Origin of the sequence: Sphingomonas aerolata, from assembly GCF_023935825.1 — a bacterium.
Classification (GTDB): domain Bacteria; phylum Pseudomonadota; class Alphaproteobacteria; order Sphingomonadales; family Sphingomonadaceae; genus Sphingomonas; species Sphingomonas aerolata.
Window position 1 is genome coordinate 1,899,873 of record NZ_CP098762.1, and the last position, 19,024, is coordinate 1,918,896.

Consider the following 19,024-nt stretch of genomic DNA (forward strand, 5'->3'; position numbering starts at 1 on the left):
ATACCGCATACGCCTGATTTCAAGATCTAAATAGGGTCAGGAAGCGTGTACTGGTGGCAGCTACAATGCCTCGCCGTCCCCGCCAGTTGCGGCAGATGAATGGATGACAGGTTTCGGGGAGCGGAAGGGGCGTTCGGAACGTCGCCTTTTGGGTCCAAAAAGCGGCGGTGCGGGTCAGTGTTCGGCACCAAGACCGCTTCTTGTTCCTGCGCGGCACCGTAGCAGATAGCGGCATCAAACTCCTCGGCAACAGTATCGACGAGAACCAACACGTGAGCACGTGACAGTGCCGGCATCGCTGCGTACGCTGCCAGCCACGGCCCGAAACGCGGCCGGGTGAGGAGAGGCTGCCATGGCCCGTCGTATCGCAGTTCTTGCCTGTGCAGCTGCCGCTCTGCTCGGGGCCAAGGCGGCGCCGGGTCCGCGCCCAGGCATCACCGGCATTTCGCACCTCGCTATTTATGCTCGGGACATGGCAAAGTCCGAGCACTTCTACACGCATGTGCTGGGCGCCCGGAAGGGTGCGGACCCCGAGAACCCGGCCGGCGTCCGCTACTATCTAAGCTCGCGCCAGTTCGTGGAGGTGCTACCCGCACCCGCCGGACAGGGGCCCAGCATGCTGGCGCACGTCGCCTACTCGACAACGGACGCGGCGACGCTGCGGGCCTGGCTGGCCGCGTCAGACGTCTCTGGCCTCGGCGCGATGCAGCGCTCTACCGAAGGGGAGCGTTGGTTCGCCCTGCGCGATCCAGAAGGCAACGGGATCCAGTTCGTGCAATCCGCGAGCGCTGACGCCAACGCTGTTCCCAGCGCGATTAGCGGGCGCATCATCCACGCCGGCTACGCCGTCCACGACCGGGCCAAGCAGGATAGGATGTACCGTCGCCTGCTCGGCTTTCGGCCGTACTGGTATGGCGCATTCGAGCCCGACAAGGTCGACTGGGTGTCACAGCAGACGCCCGACGGTCGGGACTGGCTGGAATACATGATGATCGGTCCGGGCTCGAGCGTGCCGGTGACCAAGGTCGACGCCCGCCAGCTAGGCGTACTTAACCACCTATCCTTGGGCGTTCCTAATATGCAGGCCGCCGTCACGACGCTGTATCGGGAAGATCGCCTGAGCCCGCGTCACGACGGTCCACAAATGGGCCTGGACGGCAAGTGGCAGGCCAACCTCTACGACCCCGACGGCACGCGGATCGAGCTGATGGAGTTCCAGCCTGTGACCAAGCCGTGCTGCTCATCCTTCACGGCCGAGAGCCCGACCAGGTAGGTACTGGCGACGTTGAACGAAGGGCAGAAAGACGGAGTAAGGAAGCGGGGTTCGAGTGACCGCATCTGGATCATGGCGTAAGGTCAACCATTAGAGAGACATATGGGTCGGATATAGCAAATGGTTCTCGGGGCGGATCGGCATGCGGATTCTATGGATCAGGCATGGAAGAGCAAAGGGAAGTCTGCCGGCGATGTTGTTCGGCCTAATCGCTGATCGTCGCACCGTAAATCGGATCGCGGCCACGCACGGGCTGAACCGCCTTGCGTGCCTGTTCGAACCGCTCTGCCGTCGTCTGGCCGGGCGGCTCTTGGCGGGCGACGGGTCGGCCCACGGGCGCCGACGCCGCCTGCGTCTGGATCGCGGCAGGAACGGCTAACATGCCGTTCGTCGGGCCGGCGCGGCGTGTACCGCCGTCGGTCATAGCTGCGTTGGTATCTACGCTGCCGCCGCTGACCGGCGTGTGCATGACGCCCGCTTGGTCGATCGCCCACGACAGGCGTATTCGCTTCGTCGTCATCACCGGCTGTCCGCGTCGGTCCATCGCCGGCCGGAATTTCGCCTTAGCCAGCATGATCGCGCACGCCTTTTGATCGAGCGCGGCATTGCCGCTGCTTTCGGCGATCGTGCAGGCGGTGACCTTCCCCTCGTCGCTGATAGCCAGCGACAGCAATGTCGCGGGCGTTCGGACGGTCCCGGGCGGCGCGGACGCGGCCGGCCCCGTCGCCGCTAGGTCGCGGACTGACAATCCGAATATTTTGGTGAAATTGCCCCGCCACCAGATCGCCAGGCTGGCGACGTCGCCGCGCGTGCGCTTGAAGTACAGCCCGTCTCTCGGGCTGAGCGCGCCGGAACATTCGGGCGCCGATCGCGCGAGCGGCGCGCAACTCTGTCTGACGCGCGCGGCTAGAATGGTCGTTAGTCGTGCCGCATCGTCTACGCCGCTGTCCGCCACCGCGATCCGCCCGGTTGCGAACCGCACGACGACATCGAACGAGCCCTCGGCATTGCCGACGATGGACGCCGTGTCGGATCGGCCATCGCCGTCGAAGTCGCCCTGGACCGGGGCTGCGGACGGCACGGCTGCGGCGACGACAAGCACGGCCGAAACAAGATCGAAATGCATCGACAGTCTCCCTGTGACACCGCCCTTTGCAGAGAGGGGTGAACAAGCCGTTGCGGCGGCACGCAAATCTATAAGCGCCCGCCGATTCTAATGCCGTAAAAGCGCGGTTCGCAGACCGGCTAGCATGCGGCCTCAGACGCTTGGCACCGAAGTAACGAACATATTAGCGATCACTGCGCTCGCGGGAAGGCAGAGAAGCCGTCCGCCGCTGACGCAGTATTTCCCGGGGGGCAGACGTCCATACTTACGCTCACGTCTCGGCATACCTACGTCCGCTCTCGCCCAAAGCCGGACGGCTCATTCAAGCCATCAGCGGCCCTCATCGCTCGGCTTGGCTTCTGCTACTGCGGAGATCGACATGAATGAATGTTCGGAAGTCGAGAAGCGCGTAGGGGGCGTTCAACGACTGCTTCTGGGTCATTGCAGACGACGCAGACTCGCAATCTACACTTACGGCTTTCAATTTTTAACCGCCATATCGTCTGATCAACGCCCGCCGTAGCATCCGGTCTTCCAGCGAGTAGTACAGCGCGATCCGGTCGCCCTCCTCCACGCTCGACGCGGCAAACGCGATGTCGGTGGCCTCGCGGGTCAGCGCTGGTGGCGGCACGAGCAGCGGCTCAAGCCCACGCCCCGTCACCCGCGCGAAATCCGTACTGAAGCTGATCCAGCCGATCCGCCAGCGCGCGTCGTGCGTCGCGCCGTTGTAAAACATCACGGGATCTTGCCCCGCCGCCTGCCAGATAGGCCCGGTCGACAGATGCCAATTGTCCCAGCTGTCTTCGCGGATGCCGAAAGGGTCGGGGAGGACAGTCCAAGGACCCTTCGGGGTCGGCCCGCCTGCCACGCCGATCCGCGACGCGCCCTTGGCCGCATATTCGTAAAACAGGCGCCAATCTCCGGCCGCAGTCTGTGCGAGCGTCGCTTCCTTGATATTGCCTTCGCCGGGTGGTGCCTTCAGCACCAGATCTTCCTTAACCAGCGCGGTCAGGTCGGGCCCCGCAGCTAAAATCATGCATCCCTGCGCGCGCGCAGCGTCCACGCCAGTATAATAAACGAGATATTCGTCGCCGGCCACGAGCACGGTCGGATCCTCGCATCCGCCCCTGTCCTCGGCACCCGGCCCGGGTGTGATTGCGAGCCCCGGATCCATAGTGAAGGCCAGCCCATCGCGACTCACTCCGCGCGCAATGATCCCGGTCGGATCACTGGGCCCGAGCGGATGCGGCACGCCGCGAACCATGATCCGGTACAGATTTCCTTCCGTCCAGACGAACGGGCTCATCATGTCCATGCCGTCGATCACAGACGCAGCGGAGATAGTCACCGTGTCGAGCTGCTCGACCGCATAGGTGATCGTCATGCGCCTTGCGCCACAGTCAATGACAGCCCGCCGTCGATCGTTACCGTGGTGCCGGTGATATAGTCCGCGGCCGGCGACAGCAGGAAAGCGACTAGCGTCGCGACCTCATCGGGCCGACCGGCGCGCTTCCACGGGATTGCCGCCTCCTTCGCCGCCAGCTCGTCCGGATGGTTCAGTGCGGATTGATTCATCGGCGTAAGGATCATCCCAGGCGCGACGCCATTCACCGCGATGCCCTTCGGCGCCAGCTCTAGTGCAAGCGTGGCCGTCAACTGCGACAGGCCACCCTTAGCTGAGTCGTAATCGACGCCGCCCGGTCGCGGCGCGCGTTCGTGAATCGACGATATATTGACGATCCGCCCCGTCGCGTTCTTTGCCTCGAGCGCGCGCACCATTCGTCGGCAGGTGAGGAACGGACCGTAGAGATCGGAACGGATGACCCGGTCGAACTGCGTAAGTTCCATGTCAACGAGCATCACGCCGCTCATGTTCAATCCGGCCGAATTGACCAGCAGGCTGACCATGCCGAACGTTTTTTCGGCCTCCGCGAACAGTCGTTCGACCGCGGCTTCATCACTGACATCAACTTGCACCGCGATCGCGCGGTTGGACCCACCGATCGAGGTGCAGACCGCGTGCGCCGCGGCGGCATCCCTCAAATAGGTGATCACAACGCGGGCCCCGGCTTCGCCCAACACCTTGGCGCAGGCCGCGCCAATGCCGGATTCACCGCCGGTGACGATAGCAATCTGATTGTCGAACATGGTCATCACCGCTGAACCTGCGGCGTAACCTCAAGTTGCATGAATTCGCTGCCATAAAGTACCTTTCGCCTGCGCGGCTGGAGCGCGAGTATTTCAAACTGGGTAACTCGGGTTCTGGGCGCCCACTTATCGCCGATGAACGAACGTCCGGTTTCATGAAGGGGCGATTGACCTGTGACTGACCGGGACTGGGTCTGGCAGGAAGCCGTAGGGCAGGGGTAATCATCCATTTGCTGCCGTTCGATCATAGTCGTGGCGCGCCGAGAAGTAGAGGCTAGGCAGACCATCTCAACCGGCATCCGCATCTATGCGATGAAGACCGTTCAACGGCTTCTTGTCATAGGTCTGTTCGTAGATCAGGTCAGCTCGTCTTTTTAAAGACCTGCTTATAAACGATCGGCGTAGAAAGCAGTGGAATGATAATGGTGGAATTCTCCACTAAATCCTGGCCGACACTATGGTATTCTGAGGTTCGCTCGCTGTCGTCGCCGCGGAATGTCAGAGCGACGGTTCCACCATCAGCTTTTACCGATACATCGAAAACAAGCTCCGGGATGAGCTTCCACGTGATCGGATCTCCGCCTATCCAAACTACGATAGGTGTTTTGGCATCATAGGCGAGGCCGACTCGACCTCCTGCAGTGGAAATTCTAATCCTATTCACCGCGATGGACTTGCGGAGCCTCATCCGAACACGAGGGCGCTTGTCGTCGGAAATGGTGGCGGTAGCGCTATCGATCACTTTGAAAGCGTTTTCACTCTGCGCAGTGTCCAGTTCATAGATGCCCGAAACCACAGCTTGCGCCGGGCTCGCTGAGCCTGAGGTAGAACTTAACATGGTAACTGCGATCGCCGCCAATAAAGTATGATGACGCATCACACGCTCCTCGAATTTTCCTGCTCGTGGGTACGGGGGTAGCGACGATGCGGGTGAGCGCATAGGTGCTACCTTAACTATCGGATCGAAGGACTTACTTCCCCATCACGACATTCGGCAGTGGATAGCCGGGCTTCAAAATTGGTCATTCGCAAAGATGAACCAGCGTCTGAAGTTGAGAAGCGAGGGAAGGGGCGTGAACGTCTGGTTCTGGGTCGAATTGCTTTCCATCGCGCGCTGAAATCAACACGCGCGGCCGGCGAACCATAAGCCTCGTACGACATAATATTTTTTGCGAATCCCAATAGGTTAAGCGTGCGCCTGCGCGCGCCCGTCTCAACGATCATGACAAAACTGTTATATTGCTAGTGACTCGCAACAGCATATGACATAGGGCCCTTCCGATAACGGGGGTTCAGTATGAGTTTTTCGAGTATATTGCTGGCAAGCGCAGCGTTTGTCGGGGCGCCTTTGCCAGCTCCAGCTGAGGAGCCAACGACCGTAGAAACGTCCACCGGATCGGACGACGCGCAGAAGTCCGACGAAATCATGGTCATCGGCAAAAGCTATGGTCGTGCGGTCGGCAAGACCGTGACGCCGCTCAAGGACACGCCGAACACCGTTACCGTGATCGATCGCGATCAGATCGAGGCGCAGAACCTGTTCACGCTGGAAGACGCTCTGACCGCGACCAATGGCATCACCGTCAATGGCGTTGGCAGCGAGGATCCGTCGTTCTTCTCGCGCGGGTTCGCGATCACCAATTACCTGATCGACGGCGTCCCGAGTTTTGCGTTCAACTTCCCGTCCGCCGTGCCGGACTTGTTCTTCTACGACCGGCTGGAAGTACTGCGCGGCCCGGCAGGTTTGTTCAGCGGTTCGGGCAATCCGGCGGGCAGCATTAACATGGTGCGAAAGCGACCGCTCGACGCGTTCAAGATGCAGGCTAGCGCCGGTGCCGGCAGCTACGACAATCTACGCTTCGAGCTCGACGTCTCGACGCCAATCGGCACCAAGGCGGGGTTGCGGTTCGGTGCGATGGCACAGGACCAGGATCAGTTCTTCGCAACCGCGCACCGCAACCGCATTGGCGGGTTCGCGGTCGGTTCGCTCGAGATCGGCGAGCGCACAACGCTGACCGTCGGCGGCTATTACGATCGCTTCCGCCCGGCGGTGCAGTCGGGCCTGCCGGGCATCATCGGCAGCGCGGACGGCAGCGACGGCAAGTTGCTCGACGTGAAGCGATCGACCTATCTCGGTGCCGACTGGAACCGGTTCAACGCCGAGACCTGGACCGGGTTCGCCGAACTCGCGCACAAGATCAGCGATCGCTGGACGTTGCGCGCGACCGGCCTGTTCACCGACGTCGATCGCGTCGACATCTACAGCTATATCGGCAACCAGCCGGTCACCGCGACCAATGGCTCGACCAGCCACATCGCCTATCGCGGCGACAGCAAGCAGCAGACGCGATCGTTCGACTTCAACGGCATAGGCACTTTCCCGCTGTTCGGGCGCGACCAGACGCTGATCCTCGGCACAGATTATCAGGCGAGTTCGGGCACGTCCTATTTCACCCGGCTGTCCAATTATGCGCGGATCGACGTGTACAACCCTGTATCGCCTTTCGAGCCGCCGCTGAACCCGTATGGCGCGTCGCCGTATTATCCGGTGCAGGGGACGGGGGCGACCTGTCCCAATTCCAGCACCACGATCACGCCTGCCAATTGCGCGCTGCAGGTCTATGGCGGTTCCTCGACCGACGTCGAGCAGTACGGCATCTATGGGCAGATGCGAATGAGCCCGCTCGCCGGCCTGACGCTCATCGGTGGCGGCCGCGTGACATGGTGGGATACCACGACGACCACGTTGCTGACACCAAGCGGTGTCTTGCCACCGTCGACCCGCTACGGGATCGACAACCGCTTCACGCCCTATGCCGGAATCGTCTGGGACTTGACGTCGCAGCTCAACCTCTATGCGAGCTATGCCGACAGCTTCACACCGCAGGCGGCACCGGTCGGCCGGGCACGTCCCGACGGGCAGCAGATCGAGCCGCTGGTCGGTGCGCAATATGAGGCGGGCACCAAGCTTTCGCTGATGAACGATCGCCTGTTGCTGTCTGCGGCAGCGTATCAGATCATACAGACCAACAGGTTGTTCAACGATCCCGACATTCAGACCGTCGTGCTTCAGACCGGCAAGGTCCGCTCGCGCGGTATCGAGGCCGAGGCGACCGGCGAGATCCTACCTGGCTGGCGGATCAATGGCGGCTATACCTACACCAAGACTAAGTATCTGGAGGACCAGACCACTGCGTTCGAGGGGCTGCCACTGGTGCCGATCGTGCCGAAGCACATGGTTAAGGCGTTCACCAACTACGCCCCGGTCGATGGGCCACTGGCAGGCGCGAGCCTTGGCGGCAGCGTGACGTGGTTCAGTTCGAACTATGGCGGCAATGCGGCGGTGTTCAACGCCGACGGTACGCTGCGCACCCGGTCCACCATCGTCCGCCAGCCAAGCTATGCGGTGCTCGACCTGCGCGCAGGCTATAAGTTCAACGAGAGGGTGGGTGTCTCGGTCAACGTCGCGAACGTACTCGACAAGACCTATTACGCGCGCATCGCCGCCACCGGCCGCGGCAACTACTACGGCAGCCCGCGCACCGCGTTCGCGACGCTTCGGTACAGCTTCGAATGACGGCGGGCGATGCGCATGCCCGTGCGCGCTGGGCGCGGCGCGGCGACATCGCGCTGCGCGTCGTCGCCTCCGTGCCGCTCGCTTATGCAACTGCGAGCCTGTGGGCGATGGCGCTTGCGCGGCTGCTGCCGGGGGATCGTGCCGAGGCGACCGTCACCGCCGCGCTGATCGCGCTCGCCTTGTGCTCGCTTGCGGCGATGTGGGCGTTCGCGGCCCGTAGCGGTTGGCGCGCGATCTGGACACTCGGCCTCGCAGCGGCGGTTGCGGCCGCAATTACGTGGATATCGATCGGCGCGACGGGGCGGGTATGAGCAAGGGCTTCCGTCAGTCGCAGGCGTTCCTGCACACCTGGTCCGGATTGCTGCTTGGCTGGATCCTGTTCCTCGTCTTTGTCGCCGGCACGATCGCGTTCTGGCGCGAGGGGCTTAACCGCTGGATGCGGCCCGAGATCGCGCGCGTCGAACAGCCGATGCGCGTGCTGGCAGGGTCGCAAGCGTTCCTTGCTCGCAAAGCGCCCGATGCGAAGAGCTGGATTATCCCGGTAGCGACGGAACGATCGCCCGGTGCGCAAGTCTTCTGGGTGCCGCAACCCAAGCCCGGCGAAGAACGTGGCAGGCGAGGCAGGCGAGGGCGCGGCGACACGCAGGCACTGATCGGTGCCGACGGACAGGTCGCGCAGGCGCGCGAGACGCGGGGCGGGGAGTTCTTCTACCGCTTCCACTTCGATCTCCACTACATGCCGGTGATCTGGGCGCGGTGGCTGGTCGGGTTCGCGACCATGATGATGCTGGTGGCGGTCGTCAGCGGGATCGTCACGCACAAGAAGATCTTCAAGGACTTCTTCACGCTGCGACGCGCAAAGGGCCAGCGATCCTGGCTCGACGGTCACAATGCGACCGCGGTGCTGGCGCTGCCGTTCCACCTGATGATCACTTATACCGGGCTGGTCACGTTGATGACGCTTCTGATGCCGTGGGCGGTCGTCGCCAATTATAATGATCAGAATACCCTGTTCGCCGCGCTGTTCCCGGCCGCCAACGTGGTCGAGCGGACCGGCCGTCCCACGCCGTTGATCGATCTGCGACGGATCGCGACCGACGCCGAACGCCGACTCGGCGCGCCCGCCAGTTTCATCGAGGTCAGCGATCCCGGCGACGCCGCTGCACGGGTCACGATCAGCCAGAGCGCCAATTCGATGCTGTCCTCGCGGACGCCGCGACTGACCTATGACGGCGTGACCGGGCGCCTCGTCTGGCGTTCGCCGCCACCGGGCGCCGCTGCCGAGACCGCGGGCGCGATGATCGGGCTCCACGCCGGACGGTTTGCAGGCGACGGCGGCCGCTGGCTCTACTTCCTGTGCGGGATCGCGGGCACGCTGATGGTCGCGAGCGGTCTCGTGCTATGGACAGTCAAGCGTCGCGAGCGCCTGCTCGATCCGACCCGGCCGCATCTCGGGTTCCGCCTCGTCGAGCGGCTCAACGTCGCGGTGATCGGCGGTTTCCCGCTCGGGATCACGTGCTTTTTCTGGGCCAACCGCCTACTCCCGGTAGCACTTCGCGGACGCGCCGATTGGGAGATGCACATGCTGTTCATCGCTTGGGCTGCCGCGGCGCTGACGGCCTTCGTCGTCAGGCCGGCGCGCGTTTGGCCTTCGCTATTCGCGGTGACCGGGGTGCTGCTCGTTGCGTTGCCAATGTACGACGTCGTCGCGACCGATCGCGGGTTGTTCGCGTCGCTGGCGATAGGCGACCTGATGATCGCTGGCATCGATGCGGCGATCTCGGTCTTCGGAATAGGGTTTTTGCTGCTTGCCCGCCGCGTCGCGCACCATCGCCCCGCTGCAAAGCGCGTTCGCAGGGCTGAAGCCGCCACCGCCTCCACGGTTCCGGAGCCCGCCGAATGAGCATCCTGTCACTCCTGCTCGCCAGCGCCGCGTTCTTCCTGCTTGGCCTGGCGACCGAGGCGCATCATCGCCGTCGGTTCGGGGCATGTCCGCAGGCAGCGCGGTGTAAAATGTTGCGGACCGGCGGCTGGCTTTCGCTGGTTGTAAGCGTCGCGCCCGCGCTTCTTGCCCGAGGATGGATCTTCGGGCCGATCCTATGGGCAGGCGCGATCATGGCCGGCGCCGGGATCGCCTTCCTCGCGCTCAACTTCGTTCCCGCTCGTGCGATGCGCGATCCGGAAATCCCCAGCCCATCGGTGAGCGCTTCCAGCCGCCTGTGTAACGGATTGGCCTGCAGGTGCGGCGCATCGATCTGATGAATGATTGGCCGATATTGGGTAGCCGACAAGAGCCTACGAATGTCGGCTTGTGGGTCAATGCGCTCCGGCACGCACGGGTTGCGGCAAAGGATCTCCGTAGAAGATGCCTCGGCCATCGGTCGCCAAGTAGACGCGGCCGAAGAGGCGAGGATCGCCCGTGATGACTCGGTATCTAAGACCCCATTGATGCGCGTCGTCGTTAATCCGAAACCAGCGCGCGCCCGCGTCGGTCGAGCGCCACAGCCCGCCAAACGTCTTCGTGACCCCGAAGGCATAGAGAGTCGGCACGTGCCCGCCGGGCGCCGCCTTGCCGAGACCGAAGCTCACGAAATACATGTCACGCAACAGCGGATTGGCTGGCGTGGACGCCACGAACGTTCGGGCTCCGTCGCTAGTGTGGAAGAAGCGGCCGCCTAGGATCAGCCAGAGCTCGCTGGCCGTTCCCGGCGTTGCCGCCGCCATTGGTTGAAACTCCCGTGCCGCCGGGCGCGAGCTGGCAATGCCGGCCGGGAGTCCCTGCGCGGGTGCCTGCGTGAACGTCTTCGCCCCATCACGACTGACGAATATACGCGCACCAGTATAGTCGATCGCGTACCAGGCAAGGGGGGCGACCTTGTCGGCGACCGCATAGGTGCGTTCCGGTAAACCCTTGGGTCGCCACCAGATCCGCCCCCTATCGGCCGTGGCGAGCGTCACTAGCCCAGACACCAGGAAGGTGCTCCCATCCGCTGAAACAGTGATCGGTGCCTGGCCATCGGCGTCGATCCGCCGTGGCGCGGCGGGCCCGATCGCGATTGGCGACGCCAGCATCTTATGCCAGCTGCGGCCTCCGTCCTCCGACCAGCCGAGCGACGCCCCCTCAGGATCGGGAGAATAGCCTGATGCGCTCCGAACGATGATCTTGGGCACCACGCCGGCATAATCGACATTGTTAGTCTGCGGCAGGTCGGGATCGGCGAAGGCCCGCTCCGGCGCGCGGTCGAGCCGATCGTGGACGAAGCCGTGCGTGTCGCCGATGCCGGAGATCAAATGGGGCCCCTCGGGCGGACTGACGAGGCTGAGCGGCACCGCCTCTTCGATCCCGGTGACCCAGGGCCGCCAAACCATATCGGCCTTGTCCGCTTGCCTGGTCCGGAACACCGTCAGCCCCGTGGCATAGGCAAGCGTGGCACCGTCGAACGGATCGAACGCCAGACCCGCGATCCAGCCGCCAAACCCACCCTTGTCGAGCCGGAGCCAGGGGGCCGGCGAGAGATCGCGTGAACTCCGCTCCCGCAGGCTCGACCAGTGCGCGCCGCTGTCGGACGACAGCCAAACGGTATCGCGATGGTTCCAGCGATCGACCGTCGACACCGCCAGCCGGCCGGGATGGAGCCGATCGAGGCTGAGCCCCATGTAGCCGCCCTCGGCCTCGTCACCGCGCTCAGGCGTGATGTTCGTCCATCCGCCCGACCTCGGGTCGAGCTTCCAAACCTCACCTAGTGCGATCCCGTTCGGACCGATGTCGGAGCAGTAATCGATGTAGAGCATGCCCTGTTGGTCTACTGCCGCCTTGACGGGCAGCATGGTCGAGGCCGGACCTCCGGTGACGGCGCTCCAGCTTCGACCGGCGTCGGTCGAGCGGTACAGGTGTTGCACCGTTGCGTCTGCGACGCCGGCATACATGGCGCGCGACCGGCCAAGGGCAGTTTCGCCCGGCGGGCCGAAGACGACGAAGGAGACGCCGCCATGGGTGTGGTTCGCGGCGGGACGGCCAAGCCCCTTCCACGGGAAGCTCTCGACCTTGTGCCACGTCCGGCCGCTGTCCTCACTGTCCCAAAGACCGTCGTGCCGCGATCCGAAGAACAGGTGCGTCCGCCGATCCGGATCAATCGCTAGGCGTTCGCCCAGACCGCGACCGTCCTCGTTGCCGCCCATGCTGAAGGGAACCGGCGTTATTTGCCAGGAAGCGCCGCGATCGGCGCTCCGCATGATCGCCGCAGGTTGGTCGAAGTACATGCCCGCGGCGAGGTAAATGATGTCTGGGTCTACCGGGTCCGGCGCGATGCTTTCGACGCCCATGTAGCTGTTCTGCGCTTGGCCGTCCTGGAGCGCAATCCAGCGCTGCGTAAGGGCATCCCAGCGATAGGCGCCACCCACATCGGTGCGCAAATATGCAAGGTCCCTTTCGGCGACGCTGAACACGATGGCGGGCGAGAACCCGCCGCCACCAATCACGACGTTGTTCCATTTGTACGGCAGTTGGGAGGGAACATGCAAAGTGGGAGCGGCAGCGAGCGAAGCTGCCGCGAGTCCCAGAAGCGGGATAACGAGTTTCACGCGGTCACCCTCTCCGATGTGGCCATTTAGCGAAGCAGGATCGGGACGGATAGTCGAGTCGTCTCACATATCGGCCTAGCCCCCGCCAGAAACGCTACACTCGATTCAGGTGCTGATTCGTAGTTCGAAAACAAATTTGAACTGGTGCGTATCGTCGGATTAACGTCCGTCCGCTTTTGGGCGCGGTGCGATCGATCACGAACGGCCGTATGTGGGTTTGCCTGCCCTCCGATGCTTGGCAGTTCCGCCCAAACCTGGTCGTTCCCCTAGGGCTATCCCTCACCTGAAACCTGCCATAGGTTCATCTTCGAAGGCAGGGATCGAGATGCACTACCCCCTCATGGACATCACGGATCGTATCTCGGAGCCGCCGACTTGGTGGCTCGACGGTATCCCGCGGTATTGTGAATACGATCCAGATAAAGCGACCTTTGCCCGCACAAATATGTTGGTGCGGGTATGCTGCCAACAGTGCCGTCGCGCGTTCGACGTTGCCATCGGCACACAAGCCATCTTGCTACAGAACGTTGTGGAACCCGTCTTAGGCTATCCATTCGATAGCAAGACTGGTGAGACCATTAACGAAGCACACGATGATCCGCCATTTCATCTTCGAGATGACGGCTTCAATTGCCCCGGAAACCCGATGATTGCGGAATGGATCGCTATCCTGCAAGTTTGGGAGAGGTCTGGGGGGGTGTCAATCCGCCGGCCCGATCTGGAAGGCCCTTCGCCCGATAGTTTGGGCTGACACAACGGCAATTTCGCATCTTCTCCGCTCTAAAGCAGACGGACCGAAATCCACCACATTCAGCCGTTCCGACGCCGATCGCGCCCAATGACCGAAAGCGCCAAATTGGCGACGCTCAGACTGCCGATTTACAACACCGAAAGCAGACATTCGTTAAGTAAGATCGTTCCCGTCGTTCCATCGTCGATTGGTAATTTGGAAAATGAGCAAACGGGAACGGATTGGAGAATGGGGATGCCGGGACGGCTACCACACGCGGCCAAAGCGACCGCCCCGCGACGGGTTCGCCACAGAAAAAGGGCTAGGTCGAAGAGTGGCGCGCGACGTGGGTCAACCAGTGGTTGACCCACGAGCGGCAAGCTTTCGGCTTAGCTTTAGAGGACGCCACGCGATAACTCAGTGCGTCAGGAACGCACCAACCGCTTCCTGGAACAGTGCAGGTTGGTCGAGCATCACGAAATGCCGGGCCTCACCAATATCGACGAAGGTGACATGCGGCGCGTCCTTGTACGCTGCATGATACATCGCATCCGCCTGCGACTTGGTGGGCCCGTCGACCGACCAAGGATAGACCAGCGTGATCGGCGTCGCGATCATCTTCATTACCGGGCGCAGGTCGCTGGTCATGTCCTCGTACATCGCAGCGCCGGACACTCGTGGATCGGCAGCTTTCACCCAGCCCGACACCAGCGCGCGAGATGCCGGCTTCAATGCCAGCCGATCTGCAATCGCCTGCGCGGCCGCGTCGCTGACAGGTTTGCCATAGCTGGCCACCTGCACGTCTCGCATCGCCTTGGCCTGCGGCTCGACCATGGCGACGGTCGCGACGGGTGAAAATAGCGTGCCGATGAAAGGCAGTGCGTCGACGATCATTATGCGCCCGGGATCGGCGTGATGCGTTTCGGCCAGCTTCAGCGCAACGAGCCCTCCCATCGAATGACCAACCATCGCGGCACCTGCGATCTTCTCGCGTTCGATGAGCGCATGGAGGTCCTCGACTATGCCGTCGAGTATCCCAGGCGATAGGTTCGCACCCGGGGCATCGCCGGCAAAACCGTTGACCTGAACCACATAGACGCGGTGAGTCTTTGCAAGACCAGGTACCACGCCATCCCACACGGTTCGAGGACTCGACAGGCCGGGGATCAGGATGACTGGCGTGCCTTTGCCTATGGAAACCACCGAAATATGCGACATCTGCATGATCCGCGTGGATGCCTCGGCATGGGTTGCGACAGGATGGAAAGCGGGGCCAATAGTCATGGCTGATAGCGCGATACGCAAACCGAGGTGTCGGATCATGTTATTGCTCCTTTGAAGGGCTGACGAAGACGTCTTCGATGGCGAGGTCGAACAGCTCGGCGAGCTTGAATGCGAGTGGAAGCGATGGATCGTAGCGTCCGGTCTCGATCGCGTTCACACTCTGCCGGCTCACTTCCAGCAGCTCGGCGAGATGCTGTTGCGACCATCCGCGAGCAGCGCGTAGCGCACGCAGATGATTGATCATGACCTCTGTCGCTCGATCAGCATGTTGGCGCACTGTCCGATACCTAATGATCCGAACCACAGCACGGGAACGTAGAAGAGCGGCAGGTGCGGCGCGCCGCCCAGCATCTCGAGGAAACCCAGGATGGATACCAGCGTCATGCTCACGCCGGTCGCGATCAGCGCCTTGCGTACCTCAAGGAGCCGTAGATATTCGTCGCGCATGTCCAGGATCATGTCGCCGATCAGCCAGAAAACGGCTGCGACCGGCAGGCCCGGCAGTGCCGCCAGCACCCAGCGGGCAGGGCCGTGCATCGCGTCGAGGTCGAAGGCACGTTGCACGCCGAACAGCAACACGATGTAGCTGAGCATCGCGCCGATCATGCGCCGATTATAGCGCTTGGTTGCGGGGTCTCGGTAGCGGGTGTTGGCGACGTGGGTGGTCATATGAAAGCCCCTTCGATTTGTTGTGAAGGAAGCTTGTCATGGAAAGCAAGCTTTACGTCAAGTAAGCTTTCCATCGCAGAGAAGTTTTATAACCGAATGTCTCACCGTTTTTGAAGGCGACAGCCAACAAGCAACGTCCGCTAACCGCCGTTCCATTCCCAAAACCGGACGGTCTCTACTTCTTCCCGTTCCGGCCGTTCAGCGGTCGAATGTACGGGAAGCCCGGTTCCCGTCACGCGTGTTTGACAAACAGGTGATTTCGGACGGCAGCCTCTCATTCGTCGCAGAACGCCGTCGCCAACCCCGATTGGCGCCAATCATGTGTTTTGCGTCAGCTAAAAGAGCGTAACTGTCATTCCCATAACTCCTTCAAGATGACGCCATTTCGAGAAAACGTTTTGGGAGCGGTTTTCGGGAAAGCGGCTTACAGCGGGAGTGGTTCACTCTTAGCTTTTGCCCGTCGTTTCCGGGCCGGGTTCGTTTTTGGGAAGGCTGGCGGTTCGCCGGTGGACGCATTTCGACCAGCCCGGCATGAAGCGGACGCGCGGGGGAGTACGCGATTCGGCAACAGGCCGGAGCTAGCTATCAATATAAGTTCATTAGATGATGTTCGATAGAATATTGATCGGCTCGATAGAAAGATCATCACGCTGATGGCAGAGCGCGGCACCTATGTTCACGAAGCCGCCAAGTTTAAAAAATTCTTCGGCCGACGTCGAGGCACCGAAACGCGTCGAGCAGGTGATTGCGAAGGTACGCGCTATCTCTGACGAAGCTGGATTAGAACCCAGTGTCGCAGAGGCGGCATACCGCGCAATGATAGCGGCCTTCATCCAGGTCGAACACAAGGCTTTCGAGCGGCATCAGACCTCGACAGATTAACGGAGGCTATTGCATCCGAGCGCATGCCTTTCCCAAATCGAACCTTTTGGGAACGCTCCTCGCTTCTCAGCCACCCTTCCTAAATGGGAAGATCGGCGCGGACGATCCGTGCGGCGTAGCAGCCGCGTTTTGCGTAATGCGCCTGCAAGTAGGTGATAGCAGGATTCTCGAAGAACCGCTCGATGAGCGGCGCAAGGGCATCCCCGTCCACAAGGTCGGCATCCACCATCTCACCGTTCTCGCTGAACCCACGAAGCGAGATAGGGCGGATGCGAAGTACATCTGGAATTACGTCGATCGCATCCAGCGCGCGATGGGCGCCTTCGCGCACGAAGATGGCGTGCCGGGAACGGTACGGCGTGTCGGCCGGCTGATGCTCGTAATTCAGCAAGATCGCGTGCTCCCCGATGTTCATGTCGCGGACTTCAACGCGATCGGGAAAGCCTGGTTTGCTATCCACGACGTACCGCTTTGCTCCTTCAGCAGCGAGGTCGGCATCGGAAAGCCCGTAAAGGTGACTGAACTGGCCGGGGTCAATGCCCAGGACGCGAAAGGACATGAACGAATTCCTACAGGTCTTACGATCCTATGGCCTGCCGCATATTCGCAGGCGTCCTGTTTCTTGCCATCAAACCCCGTCATTCCCGTTTCAGCATCCTGACGGGAAGACCGGTTGGCGGGATCGCCCAATGGCGGAAATTTGCGGAAGCGTTGCATGATGCGAAACCCACAATTTTTGCATTGTATAAAGAACGGCGAAAAACAGACAGTTCCCCAATGCAAAAGACTGATGCATCTGAATCGCCCATTCAGTGGTCAGTTTCTTCAGGTGTGAACCCCAAAGCGGAGCGTCCGCTAACCACCAATCACGACATTCGCGAGTGAATAGCCGGGTTTAAAAATCGGTCATTCGCAAAGATGAACCAGCGTCCGAAGTTGGGAAGCGAAGGAAGGGGCATGAGCGTCCACTTGTGGGTCTTTTTAATTTTAAACCGAAAGATCGGTGCTATGTTGTAAAAGCTCCTGCTGCTTTCGATTATCAATATCGATGTTGATACCCAGCCACCTGACGATCTGTCCGTCCTTGGCGCGCAACGGGACGGCATGCACACTCATCCAACGGTACTGCCCGTCCTTCCCTCTTAGCCGGTACTCCGCGTCAACCGCTTGCCGATCGTGTACGGTCTCACGCCACTTCTGCATCGTAGCTATTCGGTCGTCGGGATGGATTGCGGTTAGCCAACCATATCCTTTCCAATCGTCATAGCTTTGACCGGTATAGGCTCGCCAGCTGGGGCTGTCGGTCTCAATAAGACCATCCGGCGCACTCTCCCAAGTTGTTGCGGCGATGCCGGTAGCGGCTAATCGTTCATACGCTTCGCCATCACTGAGCATGTCGTGCGCGACCGAATGGCTGTCTGTGCGTCCTTCCGCGACCGAGACGTAATCAATCGCATCACGTTGTTTGGGACCGCCGGTATCGACAGGCGGACTTCCAAGGCGGCTTTTTCGCTCTGCCTTTCTCCGCCTCAGCACTTCGTCCGCAGCCACCAGAAGGCAATTCATGCTCTGATTGTTACCAGTAGAGCGGCTTGATCCGACGCTGGCGGCACAGTTAACCGAATGGCCCTCTAACACATAGGAGCGGTTCAAGACCTGTTCGATGCGTAATCCTTGTTGCTCAACGTCAAAGTCAGACTCGGAGTCCATTTGCACGACGACAAATTCGTCGCCTCCAAGCCTAACAACCATGTCTTCAGGATTTATAGATGTCCGCAACCTATCGGCGACCAAGCATAGCAAGCTATCGCCTACCTGGTGACCAAGCCGGTCGTTGACCGGCTTGAAGTCGTCGAGGTCGACATAGTGAAACGCGATACGTCCGTGTCGCTCTGGCCGGGCGTTTGTCTCAAATGCCTCGGCGAGAGCCAGCCGGTTGCCAAGTCCAGTGAGGTGATCCGTTTTAACCTGACGAGCAAAGGCGTGTCGCGTTGTCGTCTTTGCCAACTGCGAACGATATCGTTGGCTAGCGCTACGAAGGCCGCCTGTGAGCAGCGCAAATAGGCAAAGAGCCGAAACGATCGCATTCGGATCTCCCCGCAGTAGAAGAACTAAAGCTGGCGGGATTACCGCGACAATCAGACTCGTAATCACGATGTAAGGGCGCATCGCGATCGTAGATGCTGCTCCTGCGGCGTATCCCACGACGAGAATGCCGATGGGCATCTGCCATTCTGCAAGCGGCAGCATGTACGATCGTGCGGCAAATAGACCGAAGACAGTCCCGAAGGCCCAATAGGTGAGTGCAAACCGGCGCTCAAAACGCTTGGCAGTGAGTAAGGGCATTTCGGGGTTATCGCACAGCCGTCTCCCGCGGATCAAAACGGCAAGGCGGGCTACGCTCGCGATCGTTCCTATAGCGACCAAGCTCGCTAGAGCGATATCCCGTGAGGCGTGAACGCTGAGCACACCAACCACGAGGAACAGCAACGTCATGATCGCTGCGGGCATGCGCGTGCCGCACAGACTGGCAACAAGCTCGACGTACGTTCCGTCAGGAATATCGCGAACGATTGGGCTCTCAGTGGCTTTCACACGTCTCTAATTAAACGCAAAAGGTGAAGGCATCCTATCCGAACGCTTCCCTCAGGACACGGGGGCTAGCTTAATTAATGCGAAACACATGAGCCCGTTTTCGAAGCTGGGAAGCGTACCGTCCGCCGCAGACGGCGGTTGATGGGTCCTATCAGCCCCACTCTGTCGGGCAGTCCCGCC

General features: G+C 61.3%; 17 protein-coding genes. 7 read left to right on the forward strand and 10 right to left on the reverse strand.

Features of this window, described 5'->3' with window-relative positions; translation table 11 throughout:
- The first annotated feature begins 352 nt into the window (after positions 1–352).
- Positions 353–1,273, forward strand: a complete 921-nt coding sequence (locus NEF64_RS08800) for a VOC family protein (protein ID WP_056405987.1) — start codon at positions 353–355, stop codon at positions 1,271–1,273.
- Positions 1,274–1,478: 205 nt separating this feature from the next.
- Here the strand turns inward: NEF64_RS08800 and NEF64_RS08805 are convergent, their stop codons facing one another.
- The 4 genes from NEF64_RS08805 to NEF64_RS08820 form a co-directional block, all read right to left on the reverse strand.
- Positions 1,479–2,399 (reverse strand): TonB family protein, encoded by a 921-nt coding sequence (locus NEF64_RS08805; protein WP_107045684.1) that lies wholly within the window; start codon positions 2,397–2,399, stop codon positions 1,479–1,481.
- A gap of 466 nt (positions 2,400–2,865) precedes the next feature.
- Entirely contained in the window at positions 2,866–3,705 is an 840-nt protein-coding gene (locus NEF64_RS08810) for a glycoside hydrolase family protein (protein ID WP_252574854.1), read from the reverse strand.
- A 53-nt stretch (positions 3,706–3,758) separates the two neighbouring features.
- Positions 3,759–4,526: an SDR family NAD(P)-dependent oxidoreductase gene (locus NEF64_RS08815; protein ID WP_056405991.1), complete on the reverse strand. Its 768-nt coding sequence runs from the start codon at positions 4,524–4,526 to the stop codon at positions 3,759–3,761.
- Between the two features lie 361 nt (positions 4,527–4,887).
- A complete protein-coding gene (locus tag NEF64_RS08820; RefSeq protein ID WP_156360308.1) occupies positions 4,888–5,403 on the reverse strand; it encodes a hypothetical protein in 516 nt (171 codons plus the stop codon).
- Positions 5,404–5,952: 549 nt separating this feature from the next.
- Between NEF64_RS08820 and NEF64_RS08825 the strand changes: the two genes are divergently transcribed.
- From NEF64_RS08825 to NEF64_RS08840, 4 genes are read left to right on the forward strand one after another with little or no spacing between them, the layout of a single operon-like run.
- Positions 5,953–8,103 carry a TonB-dependent siderophore receptor gene (locus NEF64_RS08825; protein WP_235516337.1) on the forward strand — a complete coding sequence of 717 codons (2,151 nt, stop codon included), beginning with the start codon at positions 5,953–5,955 and terminating at the stop codon, positions 8,101–8,103.
- Positions 8,100–8,414, forward strand: a complete 315-nt coding sequence (locus NEF64_RS08830; RefSeq protein WP_037531268.1) for a hypothetical protein — start codon at positions 8,100–8,102, stop codon at positions 8,412–8,414. Before NEF64_RS08825 ends, NEF64_RS08830 begins: the two co-directional genes overlap by 4 nt.
- Positions 8,411–10,006, forward strand: a complete 1,596-nt coding sequence (locus tag NEF64_RS08835) for a PepSY-associated TM helix domain-containing protein (RefSeq protein ID WP_056405982.1) — start codon at positions 8,411–8,413, stop codon at positions 10,004–10,006. The genes NEF64_RS08830 and NEF64_RS08835 overlap by 4 nt, the downstream gene beginning before the upstream one ends.
- Positions 10,003–10,362 (forward strand): DUF3325 domain-containing protein, encoded by a 360-nt coding sequence (locus tag NEF64_RS08840; RefSeq protein ID WP_051916716.1) that lies wholly within the window; start codon positions 10,003–10,005, stop codon positions 10,360–10,362. The genes NEF64_RS08835 and NEF64_RS08840 overlap by 4 nt, the downstream gene beginning before the upstream one ends.
- 57 nt (positions 10,363–10,419) lie before the next feature.
- Here the strand turns inward: NEF64_RS08840 and NEF64_RS08845 are convergent, their stop codons facing one another.
- Positions 10,420–12,684 carry a WD40/YVTN/BNR-like repeat-containing protein gene (locus NEF64_RS08845; RefSeq protein WP_252574856.1) on the reverse strand — a complete coding sequence of 755 codons (2,265 nt, stop codon included), beginning with the start codon at positions 12,682–12,684 and terminating at the stop codon, positions 10,420–10,422.
- Positions 12,685–13,024: 340 nt separating this feature from the next.
- Between NEF64_RS08845 and NEF64_RS08850 the strand changes: the two genes are divergently transcribed.
- A complete protein-coding gene (locus NEF64_RS08850) occupies positions 13,025–13,435 on the forward strand; it encodes a hypothetical protein (protein WP_156360307.1) in 411 nt (136 codons plus the stop codon).
- A gap of 396 nt (positions 13,436–13,831) precedes the next feature.
- On the opposite strand, the gene NEF64_RS08855 is transcribed toward NEF64_RS08850, so the two are convergent.
- From NEF64_RS08855 to NEF64_RS08865, 3 genes are read right to left on the reverse strand one after another with little or no spacing between them, the layout of a single operon-like run.
- Positions 13,832–14,737: an alpha/beta fold hydrolase gene (locus NEF64_RS08855; protein ID WP_031393984.1), complete on the reverse strand. Its 906-nt coding sequence runs from the start codon at positions 14,735–14,737 to the stop codon at positions 13,832–13,834.
- Position 14,738: 1 nt separating this feature from the next.
- The gene (locus tag NEF64_RS08860; RefSeq protein ID WP_031393983.1) at positions 14,739–14,942 is read right to left on the reverse strand and encodes a helix-turn-helix transcriptional regulator; all 204 of its coding nucleotides are present in this window, start codon (positions 14,940–14,942) and stop codon (positions 14,739–14,741) included.
- Complete coding sequence (locus NEF64_RS08865; protein WP_043156791.1) at positions 14,939–15,367, reverse strand: hypothetical protein; 429 nt, start codon at positions 15,365–15,367, stop codon at positions 14,939–14,941. The genes NEF64_RS08860 and NEF64_RS08865 overlap by 4 nt, the downstream gene beginning before the upstream one ends.
- Positions 15,368–16,039: 672 nt before the next feature.
- Here NEF64_RS08865 and NEF64_RS19365 point away from each other — a divergent pair.
- The gene (locus NEF64_RS19365; RefSeq protein WP_200912162.1) at positions 16,040–16,249 is read left to right on the forward strand and encodes a chorismate mutase; all 210 of its coding nucleotides are present in this window, start codon (positions 16,040–16,042) and stop codon (positions 16,247–16,249) included.
- Positions 16,250–16,328: 79 nt separating this feature from the next.
- On the opposite strand, the gene NEF64_RS08875 is transcribed toward NEF64_RS19365, so the two are convergent.
- Entirely contained in the window at positions 16,329–16,808 is a 480-nt protein-coding gene (locus tag NEF64_RS08875) for a DUF1203 domain-containing protein (RefSeq protein WP_056405981.1), read from the reverse strand.
- Between the two features lie 428 nt (positions 16,809–17,236).
- The gene (locus NEF64_RS08880) at positions 17,237–18,760 is read right to left on the reverse strand and encodes a diguanylate cyclase domain-containing protein (RefSeq protein ID WP_252574860.1); all 1,524 of its coding nucleotides are present in this window, start codon (positions 18,758–18,760) and stop codon (positions 17,237–17,239) included.
- Positions 18,761–19,024 lie beyond the last annotated feature (264 nt).

Coding starts and splice junctions, on each gene's coding strand:
- NEF64_RS08800 (WP_056405987.1), top strand. CDS start 353: ATGGCCCGTCGTATCGCAGTTCTTGCCTGTGCAGCTGCCGCTCTGCTC.
- NEF64_RS08805 (WP_107045684.1), bottom strand. CDS start 2,399: ATGCATTTCGATCTTGTTTCGGCCGTGCTTGTCGTCGCCGCAGCCGTG.
- NEF64_RS08815 (WP_056405991.1), bottom strand. CDS start 4,526: ATGTTCGACAATCAGATTGCTATCGTCACCGGCGGTGAATCCGGCATT.
- NEF64_RS08820 (WP_156360308.1), bottom strand. CDS start 5,403: ATGCGTCATCATACTTTATTGGCGGCGATCGCAGTTACCATGTTAAGT.
- NEF64_RS08825 (WP_235516337.1), top strand. CDS start 5,953: ATGGTCATCGGCAAAAGCTATGGTCGTGCGGTCGGCAAGACCGTGACG.
- NEF64_RS08830 (WP_037531268.1), top strand. CDS start 8,100: ATGACGGCGGGCGATGCGCATGCCCGTGCGCGCTGGGCGCGGCGCGGC.
- NEF64_RS08835 (WP_056405982.1), top strand. CDS start 8,411: ATGAGCAAGGGCTTCCGTCAGTCGCAGGCGTTCCTGCACACCTGGTCC.
- NEF64_RS08840 (WP_051916716.1), top strand. CDS start 10,003: ATGAGCATCCTGTCACTCCTGCTCGCCAGCGCCGCGTTCTTCCTGCTT.
- NEF64_RS08850 (WP_156360307.1), top strand. CDS start 13,025: ATGGACATCACGGATCGTATCTCGGAGCCGCCGACTTGGTGGCTCGAC.
- NEF64_RS08855 (WP_031393984.1), bottom strand. CDS start 14,737: ATGATCCGACACCTCGGTTTGCGTATCGCGCTATCAGCCATGACTATT.
- NEF64_RS08860 (WP_031393983.1), bottom strand. CDS start 14,942: ATGATCAATCATCTGCGTGCGCTACGCGCTGCTCGCGGATGGTCGCAA.
- NEF64_RS08865 (WP_043156791.1), bottom strand. CDS start 15,367: ATGACCACCCACGTCGCCAACACCCGCTACCGAGACCCCGCAACCAAG.
- NEF64_RS19365 (WP_200912162.1), top strand. CDS start 16,040: ATGTTCACGAAGCCGCCAAGTTTAAAAAATTCTTCGGCCGACGTCGAG.
- NEF64_RS08875 (WP_056405981.1), bottom strand. CDS start 16,808: ATGTCCTTTCGCGTCCTGGGCATTGACCCCGGCCAGTTCAGTCACCTT.
- NEF64_RS08880 (WP_252574860.1), bottom strand. CDS start 18,760: ATGCCCGCAGCGATCATGACGTTGCTGTTCCTCGTGGTTGGTGTGCTC.